The organism is Parasphingopyxis sp. (assembly GCF_028279465.1).
Classification (GTDB): domain Bacteria; phylum Pseudomonadota; class Alphaproteobacteria; order Sphingomonadales; family Sphingomonadaceae; genus Parasphingopyxis.
This window is the reverse complement of the sequence record NZ_JANQNS010000005.1, coordinates 132,979-149,926: the sequence shown is the minus strand read 5'-3', so window position 1 is coordinate 149,926 and position 16,948 is coordinate 132,979. Positions and strand designations below refer to the sequence as shown.

Sequence of the window (16,948 nt, the reverse complement as noted above, 5' to 3'; positions counted from 1 at the left end):
TATCTCCTTGAACTTTCCGCATAGCGACTGCCAGATGAACACACGTTTAAGCGGTTTTGGCACGGTTTTTCGACTTGGCCTTGGGCGCCGGCGTTTTCGGTTTGAACCGGCAGAATTCCGCGACGGGGCAGCGCCAGCATTCGGGCGTGCGCGCCTTGCACAGATAGCGGCCGTGCAGGATCAGCCAGTGATGGGCGTGCTGCTTGAAATCCTCCGGCGTAACCTTTTCGAGCTTTTTCTCGACCGCCAGCGGTGTCTTTCCCGGGGCCAATCCCGTGCGGTTCGACACGCGGAAGATATGCGTGTCGACGGCGATGGTCGGAATACCGAAGGCTTCGTTGAGTACGACATTGGCCGTCTTGCGCCCCACACCGGGTAGCGCTTCGAGCGCGTCACGATCGTCCGGAACTGCGCCGTCATGTTCGTCGACGAGTAGCTGTGCGGCGCGGATCACATTTTTCGCCTTGGTGTTGAACAAGCCGACCGTCCTGATGTGCTCTTTGAGTTGCTCCTCGCCCAGCGCGAGCATCTCCTCGGGGGTCGTCACTGTCTCAAACAGCTTTTTCGTCGCTTTGTTTACCCCGACATCGGTGGCCTGCGCCGACAGCGCGACGGCGACGAGCAGGGTGTAGGGGTTGACGTAATTGAGCTCGGTCTTCGGCTCGGGAATGTCCTCGGCCAATCGCGCGTAGAATTGGTAGATATCGGCCTTCTTCACTTACAACCCCAGTACATCGCCCATGACGTAGCGCCCGGCAGGCATATCGGCGAGCCAGAGCGCGGCTTTGATTGCGCCGCGCGCGAATATCTCGCGGCTTTCGGCGCGGTGGCCGAGTTCGATCCGTTCGCCGTCGGCGGCGAGGATGACCTGATGATCGCCGGCGACCGACCCGCCGCGCAGCGAGGCAAAGCCGATCGCGCCCTCGGTGCGGGCGCAGTCCAGTCCCGCCCGGCCTTTCTCGGCGACATCGCCCAACGTCTGTTTTCGGCCTGCAGCCGCCGCCTCGCCGAGCAGCAACGCCGTGCCCGAGGGCGCATCGACCTTGTGACGGTGATGCATTTCGACGATCTCGATATCCCAATCCGCGTCCAGACGTGCTGCGGCGTTGCGCACCAGATGGGCGAGCAGATTGACGCCGAGCGAGGTGTTGGCTGCCTGGAGCACGGCGATATTCTGCGCCGCCGCATCGATTTGCGCATGATGCGTTTCGCCAAGGCCCGTCGTGCCGATCAGGATCGGGGTGCCTGCTTCGCGCGCGGCGGCAAGGTTGCTTTCAAGAGCGGTGGGCGCGGAAAAATCGACGAGCACGTCGCTCGACCCGGCCAGCGCGGCGATATCGCCGCCCGCGTCCACGCCGCCGGCCAGCCCGGCCGTGTCCTCGAGCAGCACCGCAATCGCCCGGCCCATCCGTCCTTCGCTGCCGATAATGCCGATGTCCGTCATCATTTTCCTCTGCAAAGGCCACAAAAGTCACGGGCCATAGAGCCGAAACTTCCGTGGTTCAAAAAAGAGAATCGCCAATGATTGCCGAGCGGATCATGACAGAAACCGCAGGCGTAGGACAGGTTGTGCCTAGTCGGCCGCTTGCGCGTCGCGACGCTCGAGCACGCCGAGCCAGCGTTGGTGCGCCCAGCGATCGATGAGCCCATCGGTTTCTTGCCGGATCGCAGATCGCGCGGGGAGATCGGCATAGCGGCGCCACGGCCCGTCATCGATGCGCACCGCCTGCCGGCTCAGATCGAACACGGTCCGGCGCCCATCGCCATCGACCGTGCCGATACGTCCCGGCTGTTCGAGCGTGCCGAGATACTGGAAAATCTCCGTTTGCGGCCGCACCGGCAGATCGGCGCCGACGGCACGCAGAATGATTGCGCGCATATCAGTGAGGCCGACGGGCCGGCCTATTGCGATGCCCGGCCGGTCGATAATGAACGGTATTCGCGTCTGCTCTTCATTGAGCATATGGCCATGGCCGAGAAAGCCGTCTTCGAACAGCGACTGGCCGTGATCCGATGTGACGATAATCAGGCTGTCTTCGCGCACGCCGAGCCGGTCGAGACGCTCCAGCAGTTCGGCGACCAGCAGGTCGTTATAGGCCATCGCGTTCCAATAGTTGCGCCGAACGCGATCGCGATTGGCGTAACTGATATCGCCGCGCGCAATCGGTTCGCCATCGAGCAGCCATTCGCGGCCCGGCGCGTGATAGGGGAAATGCGCCGACTGGAAATTGAAGTAGAGGAATTGCGGCGTCCGCCAGATTTCCGGGTCACCCAGATGGCGGTCGAACTCGCGCAGTACGATCCGGCCATCGACATAGAGCGATCCTTCGGCGGCAAAACCGAAGGCACGTTCCTCGCGTAACGTATTCGCGTCGACGAAATGGCTGGCCCGGCGCATACCCACCGTTTCGGCGACACCACCAAAATCCTCCGACTGGCCGGAGAAGATGCCGACCTCATAGCCGTTTGCAATAAAGTCGCCGATCAGCGAGGGGGCGCCTGGAGCGGGATCGAGCCGGCCGGTGAACAGGCTCTTCATCGAAAAACTGGTAAAGCCGACATGGCTGTAGGCCGCGTCTGCCCGGCTGCCGTTCGCGGCGATCCGGTTGACGGTCGGCATGAGCTCGCGGCCGTCGACGACCCGGTCGATGACATCTTGCCGCGCGCTTTCAAGCACGATGACTATGACATGCGGCCGCTCGCCGGCGATGACAGGCGCCGCATCGGGCGGCGGCGCGGTGAAACTGAAATCGCCGCCGAAGCCGTCTTCGTCGATGCCGTTACCCGGTATGTCGAGCGCGTAAGGGTGAAGCGTGCTGTCGAAGGGCTGGCGATCGATGGGATGCGAATAGAAGCTCCAGCCGTCGCGGTCGAAATCGGTCAGCTGCTGGAGCGGCGTGGTCCAGAGCAGCACGGCGTTGAACCGGACAAGCGCCGACCGCGTATCATCGATCCGGTTGGCCCCGAACAGCAGCAACGGCAGGACGATCAGCGCGAGCACCAACTCCCGCCGTGTCATGATCGCGCGGTCGGGAAATGGCGGCTCATCGGCCATGCGGCGCAGGAAGAGCGCGTTGCAGATCCAGTAGAAGAGCGCCGCGCCGCCGATGACGACCATGATCAATCCGGTTTCGCTCAGCACATAAAGCAGCGCATCGATCAGGCTGCCACCGCCGAGATTCCGCATAATCTGAAAGCTCATCGCGTCGCTGAAATAGGCGAGCGCTTGATATTTCGCGATCAGCACCCCGCACCAGCCGAGCAGCACGAAGAAGAGGAAGTTGAAATGGAAGCGCACCGTATCGGCCCGGTGGCCGTGCAGCCGCCGCACGAAGCGGAACAGCAGGTAGAAGATCATCGCCTGGCAGAGCAGCAGTGCGATCAGGAAAACACCAATCTCCACCGGCGTGTCGAGCGTGCGCGATTGGCCGAACCCGCCGCCGAAGATCGCAAATTTGCGCTCGGCGAGCAGCAGTTCGAACATCAGCGCGAGCGCTACCGTGCCGGGCAGCGTGAAGCGTGCGGCAAGTTCAAGCGCGCCCCGGCGGCTTCCGCCGCGGGCCCCAATGGCGGCTTTCGATTTCATCTTGCTGATAAATAAATACTATTGATTAAAAAGAGATTGCTGTTGTGGCGCGGCGCATGGCTTGGCTAAGGCGGTGTCCATGGCAGACATCCGCAATATCGTCGTCCTGACCGGTGCCGGAATCTCCGCCGAGAGCGGTGTGCCGACCTTTCGCGGGCCGGACGGGCTGTGGGAAGGGCACCGGGTTGAGGATGTGGCGACGCCCCAAGCTTATGCCCGCGATCCCGATCTTGTGCTCGATTTCTACGATCAGCGGCGCGCGAAGCTACATACCGTCGAACCCAATCCGGCGCATGATGCATTGGGCCGGCTGGATGCGGAATGGCCGGGCGAGCTCTTGATCGTGACGCAGAATGTCGATGATCTGCACGAGCGGGGCGGGGCGAAGCGGCTGCTGCATATGCATGGCGAGCTCAAATCGGGCTGGTGCCTGGCCTGTGGCGACCGACGCCCGTTCGAGGGCAAGATGGCGGAGCGGCCGACCTGCCCGGCATGCGGTGCACGCGGCCATATCCGCCCCGATATCGTGTGGTTTGGCGAGATGCCCTATCAGATGGAGCGGATCGAGGCGGCGCTATCGACCTGCGACCTCTTCGTCTCCATCGGCACGTCCGGCGCCGTCTACCCCGCCGCCGGCTTCGTCCAGTCCGCCCGGCAATTCGGGGCGCAAACGCTGGAGATGAATCTCGACCCGAGCGAAGGCAGCTTTTTCTTCCACGAAAGCCGGATGGGGAAGGCGGGGGAGCTGGTCCCCGAATGGGTGGAGGGGCTGCTCTCCGGTTGAACTATTCGACCCAATCCAGCCCGATATCGCGATACAGCGTCCGATCTTCCTCCCAGTCCGGTTTCACCTTCACGTGCAGGAACAGATGCACTTTGCGGCCGAGCAGCTCGCCCAGCTCCTGCCTTGCCGCCGAGCCGATCTGCTTGATCCGGCTGCCGCCCTTGCCGAGCACGATGGCCTTCTGGCTATCGCGGGCGACGAGGATCTGCTGGCGGATTTCAACCGAACCGTCCTTGCGCTCGCTATAGCTCTCCGTGTCGACGGCGCTTGCATAGGGGAGCTCGTTGCGCAGTTGGTGGTAAAGCTGTTCGCGCGTGACTTCGGCGGCGATCAGGCGTTGGCTGGCGTCGGACACCTGATCTTCGGAAAAATGCCAGGCGCCTTCGGGCATGGCTTCGGCGAGCGCGGTTTTCAGGTCGTCTACGCCATCGCCGGTCGTCGCCGAGATAAAGAAGGTGTCGCGCGGTTCGAGCAGCGCATTGAGCCCGGCGGCGAGCCTGAGCAGCTCGTCCTTCTTCGCGATATCGACCTTGTTGAGGATCAAGAGCTTGGGTTCGGGCCGCTTGCGCAGCGTTTCCACCATCGCCTCGATCCCGCCCTTCACGCCGGCCTTGGCATCGACGATCAGCGCGATCAGGTCCGCGCCCTCCGCACCGCCCCAGGCCGCTGCGACCATCGCCCGGTCAAGCCGGCGTTTCGGCGCGAAGATGCCCGGCGTATCGATCAGCACGATCTGGGTATCGCCTTCGATCGCGATCCCCATCAGGCGGGTCCGCGTAGTCTGCGCCTTGGGGCTCGTAATCGCGACTTTCTGGCCGACCAGCGCGTTGACGAGCGTGGATTTGCCCGCATTGGGCGCGCCGACAATGGCGACGAAGCCGCATCGTTTGGAGGATGCCTGATCACTCACTTCAGTTTCTCCAGCAGCGCGTGCGCGGCGGCCTTTTCCGCCTCCTGTTTCGAGGATCCTTCAGCCTCTGCGCTGTCGCGATTGGGGATTTCGACGCGGACCGTGAAATGGGGATTGTGAGCGGGACCGCTGCGGTCGACGATCGTGTAGACGGGCGGCTTCGCTCGGTTGGCGGCCGCCCATTCCTGTAGTGCGCTTTTCGGATGCTGCGGCGCACGGGCCATGCCCTCGACCCGGCTTTCCCAGCTTTTGTAGACGAAGGAGCGCGCCGCATCGAAGCCGGCATCGCGATAGAGCGCGCCGATCAGCGCCTCCATGATATCGCCGAGCACATTGTCGCTGTCCGCGCTCCCATCGTCGCGCGCCTGCTTGCCGAGGCGGATATGCGGCGCGACGCCGATCTCGCGGGCAATTTCCGCGCAGGTCGTCCGCGATACGAGCGCGGCGAGGCGGCTGTTGAGCTTGCCCTCAGGGTCGTTTTGGTAGCGTTCGTAGAGCCAGGTTGAAACGATCAGACCTAGCACCCGGTCGCCCAGAAATTCGAGCCGCTGATAATCGGGTTCACCCATACTGGGATGGGTGAGCGCACGGGTGAAAAGCGTAATGTCGTTGGGCCGGTGCCGCAGCGTGTCGGTCAGCCAGTCCGGAGTGTCGGGATTATCGGTCATCGCGGGGGTGTTAGCGGGGTTGGCGATACGCGCCAATGGATTCATCGGTTATGTGCTGGAGAGTCTTTTTGTCAGAATTTCCCTATCGGGAAATCGCGGCACCGGCCCGCTCCCCCTCCCGACCTTCCACAGGGTACACTTATTGGGAGGTCGGGAGGGGGAGCGGGCCGGTGCCGCGCCTGAGCGAAGCGAAGGTCTGACAATAAAACGCCACCATCAAAATCCCCTACCGATCCGGTCCCAGCGCGCGGCGGTGAACCAGCTGATCGGGTTGATCCAGCGCGCCGAGCCGTCGGTCGACCAGAAGATGACGAGCGCTTCGCCAACGATATGATCCTCGGGCACGAAGCCGATGCCGCCGCCGGGTTCGGCCGTGAACCGGCTGTCGGCGCTGCGGTCGCGATCGTCGCCCATCAGGAAATAGTGGCCCTCGGGCACGGCAAACTCTTCGGTCGTATCGGCGGTGCTGTCGCCGGCATCGAGAATCATATAGCTGCGCCCGCCGGGCAGCGTTTCCCGGTAGCGCGGCGTGTAGCATATCATCGATCCGTCGTCCGCGCTTTCCAGCCGGCTTGTGCTGCCCGCCGATCCCACGCAATCGCTGGCCGTTTCGACAGGTTCGACGAACTCGCTGACTTCTTCGCGGGCTATGGCTTCGCCATTGAGGATTAGTTCCCCCGCGATCATCTGCACCCGGTCTCCGGGCAGCCCGATGACGCGCTTCACATAGCTGCTGTCGGGTTCGGCCGGCGAGCGGAAGACGATGATATCGCCGCGGTCGGGCCGCCCGCCGCCGATGCGGCCGTCGAACAGGTCGGGCGAGAAGGGAAAGCTGTAGCGCGAATAACCATAGGGCCATTTCGCGACGAACAGATAATCGCCGACCAGCATTGTCGGCGTCATGGAGCGCGAGGGGATGTTGAACGGCGCGATGACGAGGCTGCGCAGCAGAATCGCGAGGATCGCCAGCGAGACGATGAAGCGCAGCCAGCCGAACAGCGTCCGGCGCCTGCGTTCCGGCAGGAAAGGCTGGGGCGACCCGTCTCCCGTCTTTTCGTCCAACTCTCTCAGCATCGCCCGCCTGTCGCCGAGCGGCTGGGTCCGGTCAAGCCTCGCGCCACGCCGTTTTGCGACAATTTGCGACACTTTTCCGGCCGATCCGACAAAAGCCTGCGACAATCCCGGTTCATTTCTTCGATCAAGGCGGATGAGACCGCCGAACCGGATAGTCTAGCGTAAGGAAAATGATGATGAAAAAAATTGCCCTAGTTTCGAGCGCTGCCGCGCTTCTTGCCGCCACCGCCGCGATCGCCCAGCCGCATGGCATGCGGGCCGATGCCGATGGCGACGGCAGTCTGACTCGCGCCGAGCTCAATGCCGCGCTCGACGCACGCTTCGCGCGGGCTGACGCCAATGGCGATGGCGCGATCGATCAGGCGGAGCGTGACGCGGCCCGCGCGGAACGCCGCGAGCGGATGCGCGAGCGCCGGGCCGAGCGTGGCCGTGACGGACGCCGCGGCGGCCGGATGGCACGGCTCGATACGAATGGCGATGGCGTGATCACGCGCGATGAAGTGCCGCACGAACGCGGCCTCGCGATCTTCGACCGCGTGGACACCAATGGCGATGGTCAGATCGATCAGGCTGAACGCTCCGAGGCGCGTAATCGGATGCGTGAGCGCCGGGCCGAATGGCGTGCCAACCGTCCGAACCCCGATGCGAATGGCGATGGGCTCATCACGCGCGACGAATTGGCGACGCTGGCCTTTGCCCGCTTCGACCGCACCGATACGAATGGCGACGGCGTCGTGACCCGCGAGGAACGTCAGGCCGCACGCGCCGCCCGCCGTGCAGAGCGCCGGGGCGGATAAGCCCGGGCGCGCAACTCCTGGCCGCGCGCTGCCCCTCCCAATTCAGCGCGCATGGCCCGTGGCGGGCAACCGGTGACTTCCCTGGCCGGTTGTCCGCCATATCGCGTCCCGGGGTTCACCGCGCTATGAGCCTCCCATGACCGCAAAGCCCCATCTCCTGCTCGTTGAGGACGAGCGCAGCATTCGCGAACCGCTGGCCGGTTTTCTCGCGAAGAACGGCTATCGTGTTACCCAGGTTGCCGATGCAGACGCGGCACGCGAAGCGCTGGCCGGTTATGCGATCGATTGCGTGATCAGCGATATCATGATGCCGGGCGAAGACGGGCTGAGCCTGACGCGCCATATCCGTGCGACCGGCGAAATTCCCGTCATCCTGTTGACCGCGAAATCGGAAGAGACCGAACGGATTATCGGCCTCGAAATGGGCGCGGACGATTATGTCGTGAAACCCTTTTCGCCGCGCGAATTGCTGGCGCGGATCAAAGTGATCCTGCGCCGCGCCGGGGCAGGCGGTGTCCATCAGCGGGCGCCCGATCAGCAGAGCTATGGCTTTGGTGGTTGGGTGCTGAAGGCCGGCGAGCGGACACTGATTGACAGAGATGGCGTGTCCGTCGCGCTATCGACCGGCGAATATCAGCTGCTGCTCGCGCTCGTCACGCACCCGCAGCAAGTGCTCTCGCGCGACCAGCTGCTCGATCTGACCCAGGGCCGCGAAGCGCATGCCTTCGACCGGGCGATCGACAATCAGGTCAGCCGTTTGCGCCGCAAGATCGAAAGCGATCCAAAATCGCCCGAACTGATCAAGACGGTCTGGGGCGGTGGCTATACGCTGGCAACGGACGTCCGGAAATTGTGAGACGTTTTTGGCCCAAAAGCCTGTTCGGGCAGCTGATGCTGCTTGTCGCGCTCGCGCTGTTCGTGGCGCAGGCGATCAACCTGGTGATGCTGGTGCGCGCCGGGGAACGGCTGCGCTTTGCCGAAGCGTCGGGCCCGGTCGTCGCGCGGATCGTGACGGCGGCTGAACGGATCGAGGCGGGACTGCCCGTGCGCGCGCAGCGCACGCGCCGCCGGGGTATCATGAACCTCGACTCCGAAAGCGCCGTGCGCGCGGAATCGCATCCGCGCGTTGCCCATTTCGAACACCGGCTTGCGAGCAATTTTGAGGCCGTCGATTTCTCGCCCCGCGCCATAGAGGTCGGGCGGGCCGATATATCGGCGATGCGGCTGCCTCGCCGGTTCGAGCGCCGGATGGAAGGGCGCCGTCCGCCCGATATTCTGCGCGTGTCCGTCCAGCTTGAAAACGGGCAATGGCTGAACAGCTGGATGCGGCTACGGCCCGCCGGGATCGGCGCGTTGGTTTCGATCGTCGCTCAGACCGTCATCCTCTACGGCGCGCTCCTGTTCGTGCTTTATCTCTTCGCGCGGCGGATTTCCCGGCCCTTGCGGTCGCTGACCGGGGCGGTGCGCGAATTTTCCGAAGGCAATGCCGAGACGGCGGTTCCGGTCGAGGGGCCGCGCGATGTCGCGGGATTGATCGAGGCGTTCAACGCCATGCAGGTCCGAATCGCGGCGATGCTGGGGGAGAAGGACCATATGCTCGGTGCCATCGGGCATGATCTGCGCACACCGCTCGCCGCGCTGCGCATCCATGCTGAAAATGTCGAGGACGCGACCGAGCGTGCCCGGATGGTCGAGACTATCGAGGATATGACCGAAACGCTCGACGATATCCTCTCGCTCGCCCGGCTTGGCCGGCCCAACGCGCAATCCGAACCGCTCGACCTCACAGCGCTCGTCGACAGCGCGATCGAGGATTTTCGCGATGTGGGCGCGCCGGTCTCCTTCGAGGAAAGCGGCAAGGCAGTCGTCGATGGGCGGGCCAATCTTCTGAAGCGTGCGATCCGCAATCTGATCGATAATGGCATCCGCTATGGCGAGGTGGTCACTGTACGGGTGCGCGAGGCGGACGGCATGGCGCTCGTCGAAATCGACGATGCTGGACCGGGAATCGATGATGCGGCGCTCGAAACCGTGTTCGAACCCTTCGCCCGACTCGAAGGCTCGCGCAATCGCGCCAAGGGCGGGTCCGGGCTCGGCCTGGCGCTCGCCCGCGCCATCGTTCGCGAACATGGCGGCGAACTGACGCTCGCGAACTTGCCCGAGAAGGGCCTGCGCGCGATCCTGTCGTTGCCCTTGCGCGCTTAGCCGCTTGCCGCCGCGCTATCGGCGCGTCACAAGGGCGGCCATGTCCGACACCGCGACTCTCTGGCAGGCCATCGAAAGCGCCGCGCCGACCCGCCTGACCGCGCTTTTCGCCGCCGATCCCGACCGCCTCGAACGGCTGACGGTCGAAGAGGCCGGGCTCTATTTCGATTTTTCCAAGACGCATCTTGATGCGGCGTTGCTCGACAGTTTTGCGGCGCTGGCCGACGCGCAGGATCTGGCGGGCAAGCGCGATGCGCTGTTCGCGGGCGAAGCGGTCAATGCGAGTGAGGGCAGGGCGGCCGAACATATGGCGCAGCGCGGGCAGGGCGCACCCGACAGCGTCGCGCTCGCCAACGCGCTGCATATGCGGATGCGCGCGCTGATCGATGCGATCGAGGCTGGTGCGCTGGGTGAAATCCGCCATATCCTGCATCTCGGCATTGGCGGGTCCGCGCTGGGTCCCGATTTCGTGATCGACGCGCTGGGCCGGGAAGAGCCGGCCTATGATGTCGCGGTCGTCTCCAATGTCGACGGTGTAGCGCTCGAAGGGCCGTTCCACCTGTTCGATCCAGAATATACGCTCGTCGTCATCGCGTCGAAAAGCTTCACCACGGCCGAAACGATGCTCAATGCGCAGAGCACGGTACAATGGCTGCGCAATGCAGGGATTGCCGACCCTTATGGCCATATGGTTGCGCTTACGGCCGATCCCGACAAGGCCGTCGATTTCGGGATCGACGAGACGCGGGTGCTGCCCTTTCCCGAAACCGTTGGCGGGCGCTACTCGCTCTGGTCGTCAATCGGTTTTCCGATCGCCCTGGCGCTGGGCTGGGATGCGTTCGAGCAGCTGCTCGAAGGCGCGGCCGCGATGGATCGCCATTTCCGGCTCGCAGCCTGGTGCGACAATGCTCCCGTACTCGCAGCCTTTGTCGATCTCTACTACACCCAAACGCGCGGCGCGGAGACCCGGGCCGTCTTCGCCTATGACGAGCGGCTGCGCCTGCTCGCGCCCTATCTCCAGCAGCTCGAAATGGAATCGAACGGCAAGGCGATGGATCGCGCGACGTCACCGATCGTCTGGGGCGGCGTCGGCACCGATGCGCAGCATGCCGTGTTCCAGCTGCTGCATCAGGGGACGCATCTCGTGCCGGCGGAATTCGTCGCCGTCGCGGAAGCAGGTGATCATCGCGATCCGGCTCATCATGAGCAGTTGCTCGTCAACTGTTTCGCGCAAGGCTCGGCACTGATGACCGGGCGGGAGTCTGACGATCCCGACCGCCATTTCCCGGGCGATCGCCCGTCCAGCACGATTCTCATCGAAACGCTCGATCCGGCAAGCCTCGGCGCCTTGCTCGCCTTTTACGAGCATCGCACCTTCGCCAATGCCGCACTGCTCGGGATCAATCCGTTCGACCAGTTCGGCGTGGAGCTGGGCAAGGATATCGCCCGGGCGATCGCCGATGACGAGGAAGCGCTGGACCTCGATCCATCTACGCAGGCGCTGATCGAGCGGGCTTTATGAGGCGGGCGATGCGATCACCGTGATCGACGATGCCGGCTTGTGTGTAACCCGGCGCCTTCCCAGATCGTAGCTCAAGCAACAGCATAAAATCAGGAATATCCCATGGCCGAATTTGACTATGATCTTTTCGTAATCGGCGCCGGTTCGGGCGGCGTTCGCGCGGCGCGTGTATCGGCGGCCCATGGCGCGAAGGTTGCCATCGCCGAGGAACATAAGGTGGGCGGTACCTGTGTGATCCGCGGCTGCGTGCCGAAAAAGCTGCTCGTCTATGGCGCGCATTTCGCCGAAGATCTTAAGGACGCGCAGAAATTCGGCTGGAAGCTTGCGAGCAAACCCGATTTCGACTGGCCGACGTTGCGCGACAATGTGCTGGCCGAGGTGGAGCGGATCAATGGCGCCTATACCGATACGCTCAAAAATCACGATGTCGAAATCTTCCTTGAACGTGCGACGGTTGAGGGTCCCAACACGATCACGTTTGCCAGCGGCGAGACGAAGACTGCGAAATATATCCTGATCGCGACCGGCGCCTGGCCCCATATTCCCGAGTTTCCGGGTTCGGAACACGCGATCAGCTCGAACGAAGTGTTTCATCTCGAGAAGCTGCCCAAGCGCATTTTGATCGCGGGCGGCGGCTATATCGCCAACGAGTTCGCCGGTATCTTCAACAAGCTCGGCAGCCGGGTGACGCTGATCAACCGCACCGATGTGATTCTGCGCCAATATGACCAGTCGATCCGCGACCGGCTGCTACAGATTTCGATAACCAAGGGCATCGAATTCTGCTTCAATGCCGAATTTGAGTCGATCGAGAAGCAAGAGGACGGATCGTTGCTGGTTAAGGCGACAGGCTATGACCCGCGCGAATTCGATCAGGTGCTGATTGCGACCGGCCGACGGCCGAACGTCTCCGGCCTCGGGCTCGAAAACGCGGGCGTCGCACTCGACGATACAGGCGCGATTATCGTCGACGACTATTCGAAGACCAATGTCGACAGCATCTATGCGGTTGGCGATGTGACCGACCGTGTGCAGCTGACCCCGGTCGCTATTCGCGAAGGCAATGCGCTGGCCGAAACGCTGTTCAACGATAACCCGACGACAGTCGATTATGATGCGATCCCCTCGGCCGTGTTCAGCCATCCGCCGCTGGCCGCCGTCGGCATGACCGAGGGCGAGGCGCGTAACAAGCTGGGCTCGATCAAGGTCTATCTCTCCGATTTCCGGGCGATGAAAGACGTGCTGGCCGAGCGCAACGAACGGGCGCTCTACAAGATGATCACCGATGCGGTTACGGATCGGGTCGTCGGATTGCATATGATCGGGCCCGATGCGCCGGAAATCCTGCAGGCGGCGGCCGTTGCCGTCAAAGCTGGGCTCACCAAGGCCGATTTCGACAATGTCGTGGCGCTCCATCCGACTATGGCGGAGGAATTGGTACTGCTGCGTTAGCGCCTCAGCGACAGCATGTCCGGCTGGATGTCAATTGCCGTCAGTTCTTCCGGCCAGTTGAGATCGAGCGCCAGAGCTTCGGCCGCCATCGCCATGGCCGGCGAGGTTTGCAGGCCGAAGCCGCCCTGTCCCGCAAGCCAGAAGAAACCTGGCGCGTCCGGCGCATAGCCGGCGACCGGGCTCTTGTCGGGCGAGAAGGTTCTGAGGCCCGACCATTTGTGATCGATGCGCTTGATCGGCATCGTTGTCGCTTGCTCGACCTGCCAGGCGGCGAGGGCGACTGTCTCCTCGTCGGGCTGCGCATCGCATGGCTGGCTCGGGCTTTCGTCCATGGGCGAAGCGAGCAGTTGGCCCGATCCTTCAGGCAGCATATAGAACCCTTCGCCGACCGTTTTGGTGAAGGGCCAGCCCGAAACGTCCATACCGTCCGGCGGGCGAAAGGCGATGATCGTGCGCTTGAGCGGTGTCAGGCCGAGTGGCGCGACACCGGCTTTCTGAGCAATCCCATCGGCCCAGGAACCCGCGGCATTGACGATCCGTTTCGCAGTGTAGCTCTCGCCCGGCGTATCGACGATCCAGCGTTCGCACTCTCGCTGCATTGTTTCGACGGGCGCGCCGGTGGCGAGCATTCCCCCGGCTGCGCGTAGCGCCCGGATATTGGCCTGGAGCATCGCATCGCTGTCGAGCTTGTATGCGTCGGGGTCATAGAGGCCGCCTGCAAATCCGTCCGGGCCGGTTTTGAGAATGGGCACGATGGCGCATAGGTCATTCTCTTCGATCCGCTCCGCATCCGGCGAATGTGCTAGCGTCGTTTCGGTCAGCCGGTCCAGTTCGCTCCGTTCGTGATCCCGCGCGACGAATAGCGCCGCCATGCGCCGGGCGAGGGGCGGGTAATCGCCGTCGGGTGTGGCGGCGAAGACGGTTTTGCTGACGGCTGTCAGCTTGTGGACCAGCCCGTCGCCGATACCGAAATGGCAGAAGGTCGCGCTGCGGCCGGACGAATGATAACCGGGCGCGCTTTCCGCCTCGAGCACGACCGTCTCGCCATGCGCCGCGATCCGGGCGGCAGCCGAGAGACCAGCGATCCCGCCGCCGATTACGATAGTGTCTATGGAGTGCACCGACCACTTCCTTGATTGCGTTGCAACCTACTACTAATTTCAACTGACAGCATAGAAAAGTTAAATTGGGAGATCTCGCATGGCCGGAACCGTACTCGTCACCGGAGGCAGCGGCTATATCGCGGGCTTCACAATCCGGCAGCTGATCGCCGAGGGCTGGATCGTTCGCACGACGATCCGCTCGCTCGCCAAGGAACAGCAGGTGCGCGACATCTTGAGCGTCGACAATAGCAAGCTGACTTTTTTCGAGGCCGATCTGACTGATGACGCGGGCTGGGCAGAGGCGATGGAGGGTTGCACCCATGTCGCGCATCTCGCCTCGCCGCTCCCCGATGCGTCGCCCAAGGACGAAGATGAACTAATCATACCAGCGCGCGACGGAGCGCTCCGGGCGCTGCGCTTCGCCAAGGAAGCGGGCGTCAAACGTGTTGTCATGACCTCGTCTATGGCGGCCATCGCCTATGGTGTGGATCGCGGCGAATATACGTTCAGCGAGAAGGACTGGACCAACCTCGATCACCCGGACGTCTATCCCTATGTCAAATCCAAGACGATTTCCGAGCGCGCCGCGCGCGACTGGATGGACGCCAATGGCGGTGAGATGGAATATTGCTCGATCAATCCGAGCATGGTGCTCGGACCCATCCTCTCGCCCGATTTCTCGACCTCGCTCGAAGCGGTGAAGAAAATGATGGACGGCAGCTTTCCCGGCGCGCCCGATCTCGGCTTCTGCGTTGTCGATGTGCGCGATGTTGCCGACTTGCATGTCCGCGCGCTCACCGCAGCGGACATGGACGGCGAGCGCTTCTTCGCCGCGGGTAAATTCTTTAAGCTGCACGATATTGCGATGCTGCTGAAAGAGCGACTCGGCGACGAAGCCCGCAAGGTGCCGTCGCGCAAGCTCCCCGACTGGCTGATGAAAGTCGTGTCGATCTGGGATCCGGTCGCGCGGCAGGTGAAGTCCGAACTCGGCAAGGTGCGGCATGCCGACGCCAGCCATGCCAAGGAAAAGCTCGGCTGGCAGACGCGCGACGAGGAAGAGACGATTGTCGATACGGCGCGCAGCCTGATCGACCATGGCGTCGTGACGACCTGACGCACCAACCGTCCGGCGCGCGACCTCGTTCGCCGGACCGTCGCTGTAGGAAAAATGCCATATTGCCGGTCTACCTTTCACCGCATGACACAGGATAATATTTTCACGGGCCGGCTCGCCGCGCCCCGGATGAACATGGCGCCGACGGCCATTATGACCGACGAAATTCGGCGGCAGATGGTCGAGCGCATGGTCAATGGCGAAAACCCCGACGATGTCTCGCGCTGGCTGTCGATCAAGGGCTTTCCCGCCCAGACGATCAAGGAGGAGGTCGGCCGCGCGGTCAACGATCCTTTCTATCAGGGATCGGCGCGCATGCGCACACGGTTGATGAAGCGCGAATGGCAATCGGCGATCCAGCGCAAGCTTGTCGAACTGGACCCCGCCGCGCAGGAGGTGCCGGTCGAGACCGAACTATCGCCGGGGGATTTTCTGACGCGCTATTATGCTGCCCATCGGCCCGTGCTGCTGCGCGGCATGATCGATCACTGGCCCGCCATGACGAAATGGTCGCTCGACTATTTCGAGGCGCTATTCGGCGATGCGGATGTCTCGGTACAATGGGGCCGCGAGAGCAATCCGGAATATGAGCGCTACAAGGAGGCGCATCGTCGCGTGATGCCGTTTGCCGAGGTCGCCGCGCGGCTGCGGACGGGCGAGCCGAGTAACGACTATTATGTCACGGCCGGAAACGAGGATAATCGCGAACTGCTCGAACCGCTTTGGGAGGATATGGGCGACCTGCCCGGAATATTGGAAGAGCAGGACGGCAATGGCGGCTTTTTCTGGATGGGACCGGAGGGCACAATCACGCCCTTTCATCATGATCTGACGAACAATCTGCTCGTGCAGATCCGGGGCCGCAAGAAAGTGAAGCTCGTCGCTTCCCATGACACGGCGTTGATGCGGAACGACCGGCATTGCTTCAGCCTGTGGAGTGGAGATGATCTCCCCGCCGGGCCGCCGAAACGCAACAAGCCGCGCGTGATCGAAGTCATTCTCGGGGAAGGCGAAGCGCTCTTCATTCCGGTGGGCTGGTGGCACCATGTCGAAGCGCTCGACATGACGATCGGCGCAAGCTTCACCAATTTCGTATGGCCGAACGACCATTTCTCAGACTATGCGGCCCATGGCGATATGTAGATGACGGCATGTAGATGACGGCGCTGCTTCAGTCGCCGACAATATCTCGCCAATGGGCTTCATGACTGCCGTCATGGTTCGCCATTCCAGCTTTTGTGAGCAGCCCCTTGGGCGATGCGTGGCTCTTGATCCAGCGCTTGGGTTGCTCATGCCAGTTTATGTTGAAGGCCCATAGCTTCGGATAGAAATACATCCAGTTGTAGGGCAGATGATCGTGGATCCACCACGCCAGCTTCTGCCAGTCGCCCTCTTCCTGATGCCTGTCCCAAAAGCCCGGCACCACGATACAGGCGGTAGCGCCCATATGGCCCTCCACGTCGCGCATATCCCAGATATGTCCCGCCGCATTTGCTTCGTTCGACGCACAGCTGAGATCATTGGCGTTGCCAAATGCGTTGACTTCGCTGGACCGATAGGCGGAGCGGATGGCGATACGCCCAAACCTGTCTTGGATCGGCTCGAGCAGTTCGGTGCACAGTTTCGTGCCGGCGGCTATCGCCAGATCGGGGTCATCGGGGAGGTTGGTGAACCCGTGGATCGCTGCGATGTCCGAGAACAGGAAATCGCGCATGAAGAAACTCTTCGAAAGC

At 62.9% G+C, this 16,948-nt stretch carries 16 protein-coding genes; 8 read left to right on the top strand and 8 right to left on the bottom strand.

Annotated elements, in window-relative coordinates; genetic code table 11:
• Window positions 1–46: 46 nt before the first annotated feature.
• From nth to Q0974_RS03185, 3 genes are all read right to left on the bottom strand, one after another.
• On the bottom strand, window positions 47–718 hold the full coding sequence (nth, locus tag Q0974_RS03195) for an endonuclease III (RefSeq protein ID WP_299322552.1): 672 nt from the start codon (window positions 716–718) through the stop codon (window positions 47–49).
• On the bottom strand, window positions 719–1,444 hold the full coding sequence (gene dapB, locus Q0974_RS03190; RefSeq protein WP_299322625.1) for a 4-hydroxy-tetrahydrodipicolinate reductase: 726 nt from the start codon (window positions 1,442–1,444) through the stop codon (window positions 719–721).
• Between the two features lie 129 nt (window positions 1,445–1,573).
• A complete protein-coding gene (locus Q0974_RS03185; RefSeq protein ID WP_299322550.1) occupies window positions 1,574–3,586 on the bottom strand; it encodes a sulfatase-like hydrolase/transferase in 2,013 nt (670 codons plus the stop codon).
• 79 nt (window positions 3,587–3,665) lie between these two features.
• On the opposite strand from Q0974_RS03185, the gene Q0974_RS03180 reads away from it, so the two are divergent.
• The gene (locus Q0974_RS03180) at window positions 3,666–4,370 is read left to right on the top strand and encodes an NAD-dependent deacylase (protein WP_299322547.1); all 705 of its coding nucleotides are present in this window, start codon (window positions 3,666–3,668) and stop codon (window positions 4,368–4,370) included.
• A gap of 1 nt (window position 4,371) precedes the next feature.
• Here the strand turns inward: Q0974_RS03180 and era are convergent, their stop codons facing one another.
• The 3 genes from era to lepB all read right to left on the bottom strand — a co-directional run bounded on the left by era (window position 4,372) and on the right by lepB (window position 7,022).
• Window positions 4,372–5,280, bottom strand: a complete 909-nt coding sequence (gene era / locus Q0974_RS03175; protein WP_299322545.1) for a GTPase Era — start codon at window positions 5,278–5,280, stop codon at window positions 4,372–4,374.
• The gene (gene rnc, locus Q0974_RS03170; RefSeq protein WP_299322542.1) at window positions 5,277–5,948 is read right to left on the bottom strand and encodes a ribonuclease III; all 672 of its coding nucleotides are present in this window, start codon (window positions 5,946–5,948) and stop codon (window positions 5,277–5,279) included. The genes era and rnc overlap by 4 nt, the downstream gene beginning before the upstream one ends.
• 216 nt (window positions 5,949–6,164) lie before the next feature.
• A complete protein-coding gene (gene lepB, locus Q0974_RS03165) occupies window positions 6,165–7,022 on the bottom strand; it encodes a signal peptidase I (protein ID WP_299322541.1) in 858 nt (285 codons plus the stop codon).
• A gap of 170 nt (window positions 7,023–7,192) precedes the next feature.
• On the opposite strand from lepB, the gene Q0974_RS03160 reads away from it, so the two are divergent.
• From Q0974_RS03160 to gorA, 5 genes are all read left to right on the top strand, one after another.
• Window positions 7,193–7,819 (top strand): EF-hand domain-containing protein, encoded by a 627-nt coding sequence (locus Q0974_RS03160; RefSeq protein WP_299322538.1) that lies wholly within the window; start codon window positions 7,193–7,195, stop codon window positions 7,817–7,819.
• A 136-nt stretch (window positions 7,820–7,955) separates the two neighbouring features.
• Window positions 7,956–8,675, top strand: a complete 720-nt coding sequence (locus tag Q0974_RS03155) for a response regulator (RefSeq protein WP_299322536.1) — start codon at window positions 7,956–7,958, stop codon at window positions 8,673–8,675.
• The gene (locus Q0974_RS03150) at window positions 8,672–10,024 is read left to right on the top strand and encodes a HAMP domain-containing sensor histidine kinase (protein ID WP_299322534.1); all 1,353 of its coding nucleotides are present in this window, start codon (window positions 8,672–8,674) and stop codon (window positions 10,022–10,024) included. The genes Q0974_RS03155 and Q0974_RS03150 overlap by 4 nt, the downstream gene beginning before the upstream one ends.
• Before the next feature lie 40 nt (window positions 10,025–10,064).
• The gene (gene pgi, locus Q0974_RS03145) at window positions 10,065–11,546 is read left to right on the top strand and encodes a glucose-6-phosphate isomerase (protein ID WP_299322531.1); all 1,482 of its coding nucleotides are present in this window, start codon (window positions 10,065–10,067) and stop codon (window positions 11,544–11,546) included.
• Window positions 11,547–11,648: 102 nt separating this feature from the next.
• Entirely contained in the window at window positions 11,649–12,998 is a 1,350-nt protein-coding gene (gene gorA, locus Q0974_RS03140) for a glutathione-disulfide reductase (RefSeq protein WP_299322529.1), read from the top strand.
• On the opposite strand, the gene Q0974_RS03135 is transcribed toward gorA, so the two are convergent.
• Window positions 12,995–14,119, bottom strand: coding sequence for an FAD-dependent oxidoreductase (locus tag Q0974_RS03135; protein ID WP_299322526.1), 1,125 nt, complete (start codon window positions 14,117–14,119; stop codon window positions 12,995–12,997). The genes gorA and Q0974_RS03135 overlap by 4 nt on opposite strands.
• 79 nt (window positions 14,120–14,198) lie before the next feature.
• Here Q0974_RS03135 and Q0974_RS03130 point away from each other — a divergent pair, with 79 nt between their 5' ends.
• The gene (locus tag Q0974_RS03130) at window positions 14,199–15,215 is read left to right on the top strand and encodes an aldehyde reductase (RefSeq protein ID WP_299322524.1); all 1,017 of its coding nucleotides are present in this window, start codon (window positions 14,199–14,201) and stop codon (window positions 15,213–15,215) included.
• 84 nt (window positions 15,216–15,299) lie between these two features.
• Entirely contained in the window at window positions 15,300–16,358 is a 1,059-nt protein-coding gene (locus Q0974_RS03125; protein ID WP_299322522.1) for a cupin-like domain-containing protein, read from the top strand.
• A 28-nt stretch (window positions 16,359–16,386) separates the two neighbouring features.
• Here Q0974_RS03125 and Q0974_RS03120 read toward each other — a convergent pair whose 3' ends face one another.
• Window positions 16,387–16,929, bottom strand: a complete 543-nt coding sequence (locus Q0974_RS03120) for a hypothetical protein (protein ID WP_299322520.1) — start codon at window positions 16,927–16,929, stop codon at window positions 16,387–16,389.
• Window positions 16,930–16,948: the final 19 nt, after the last annotated feature.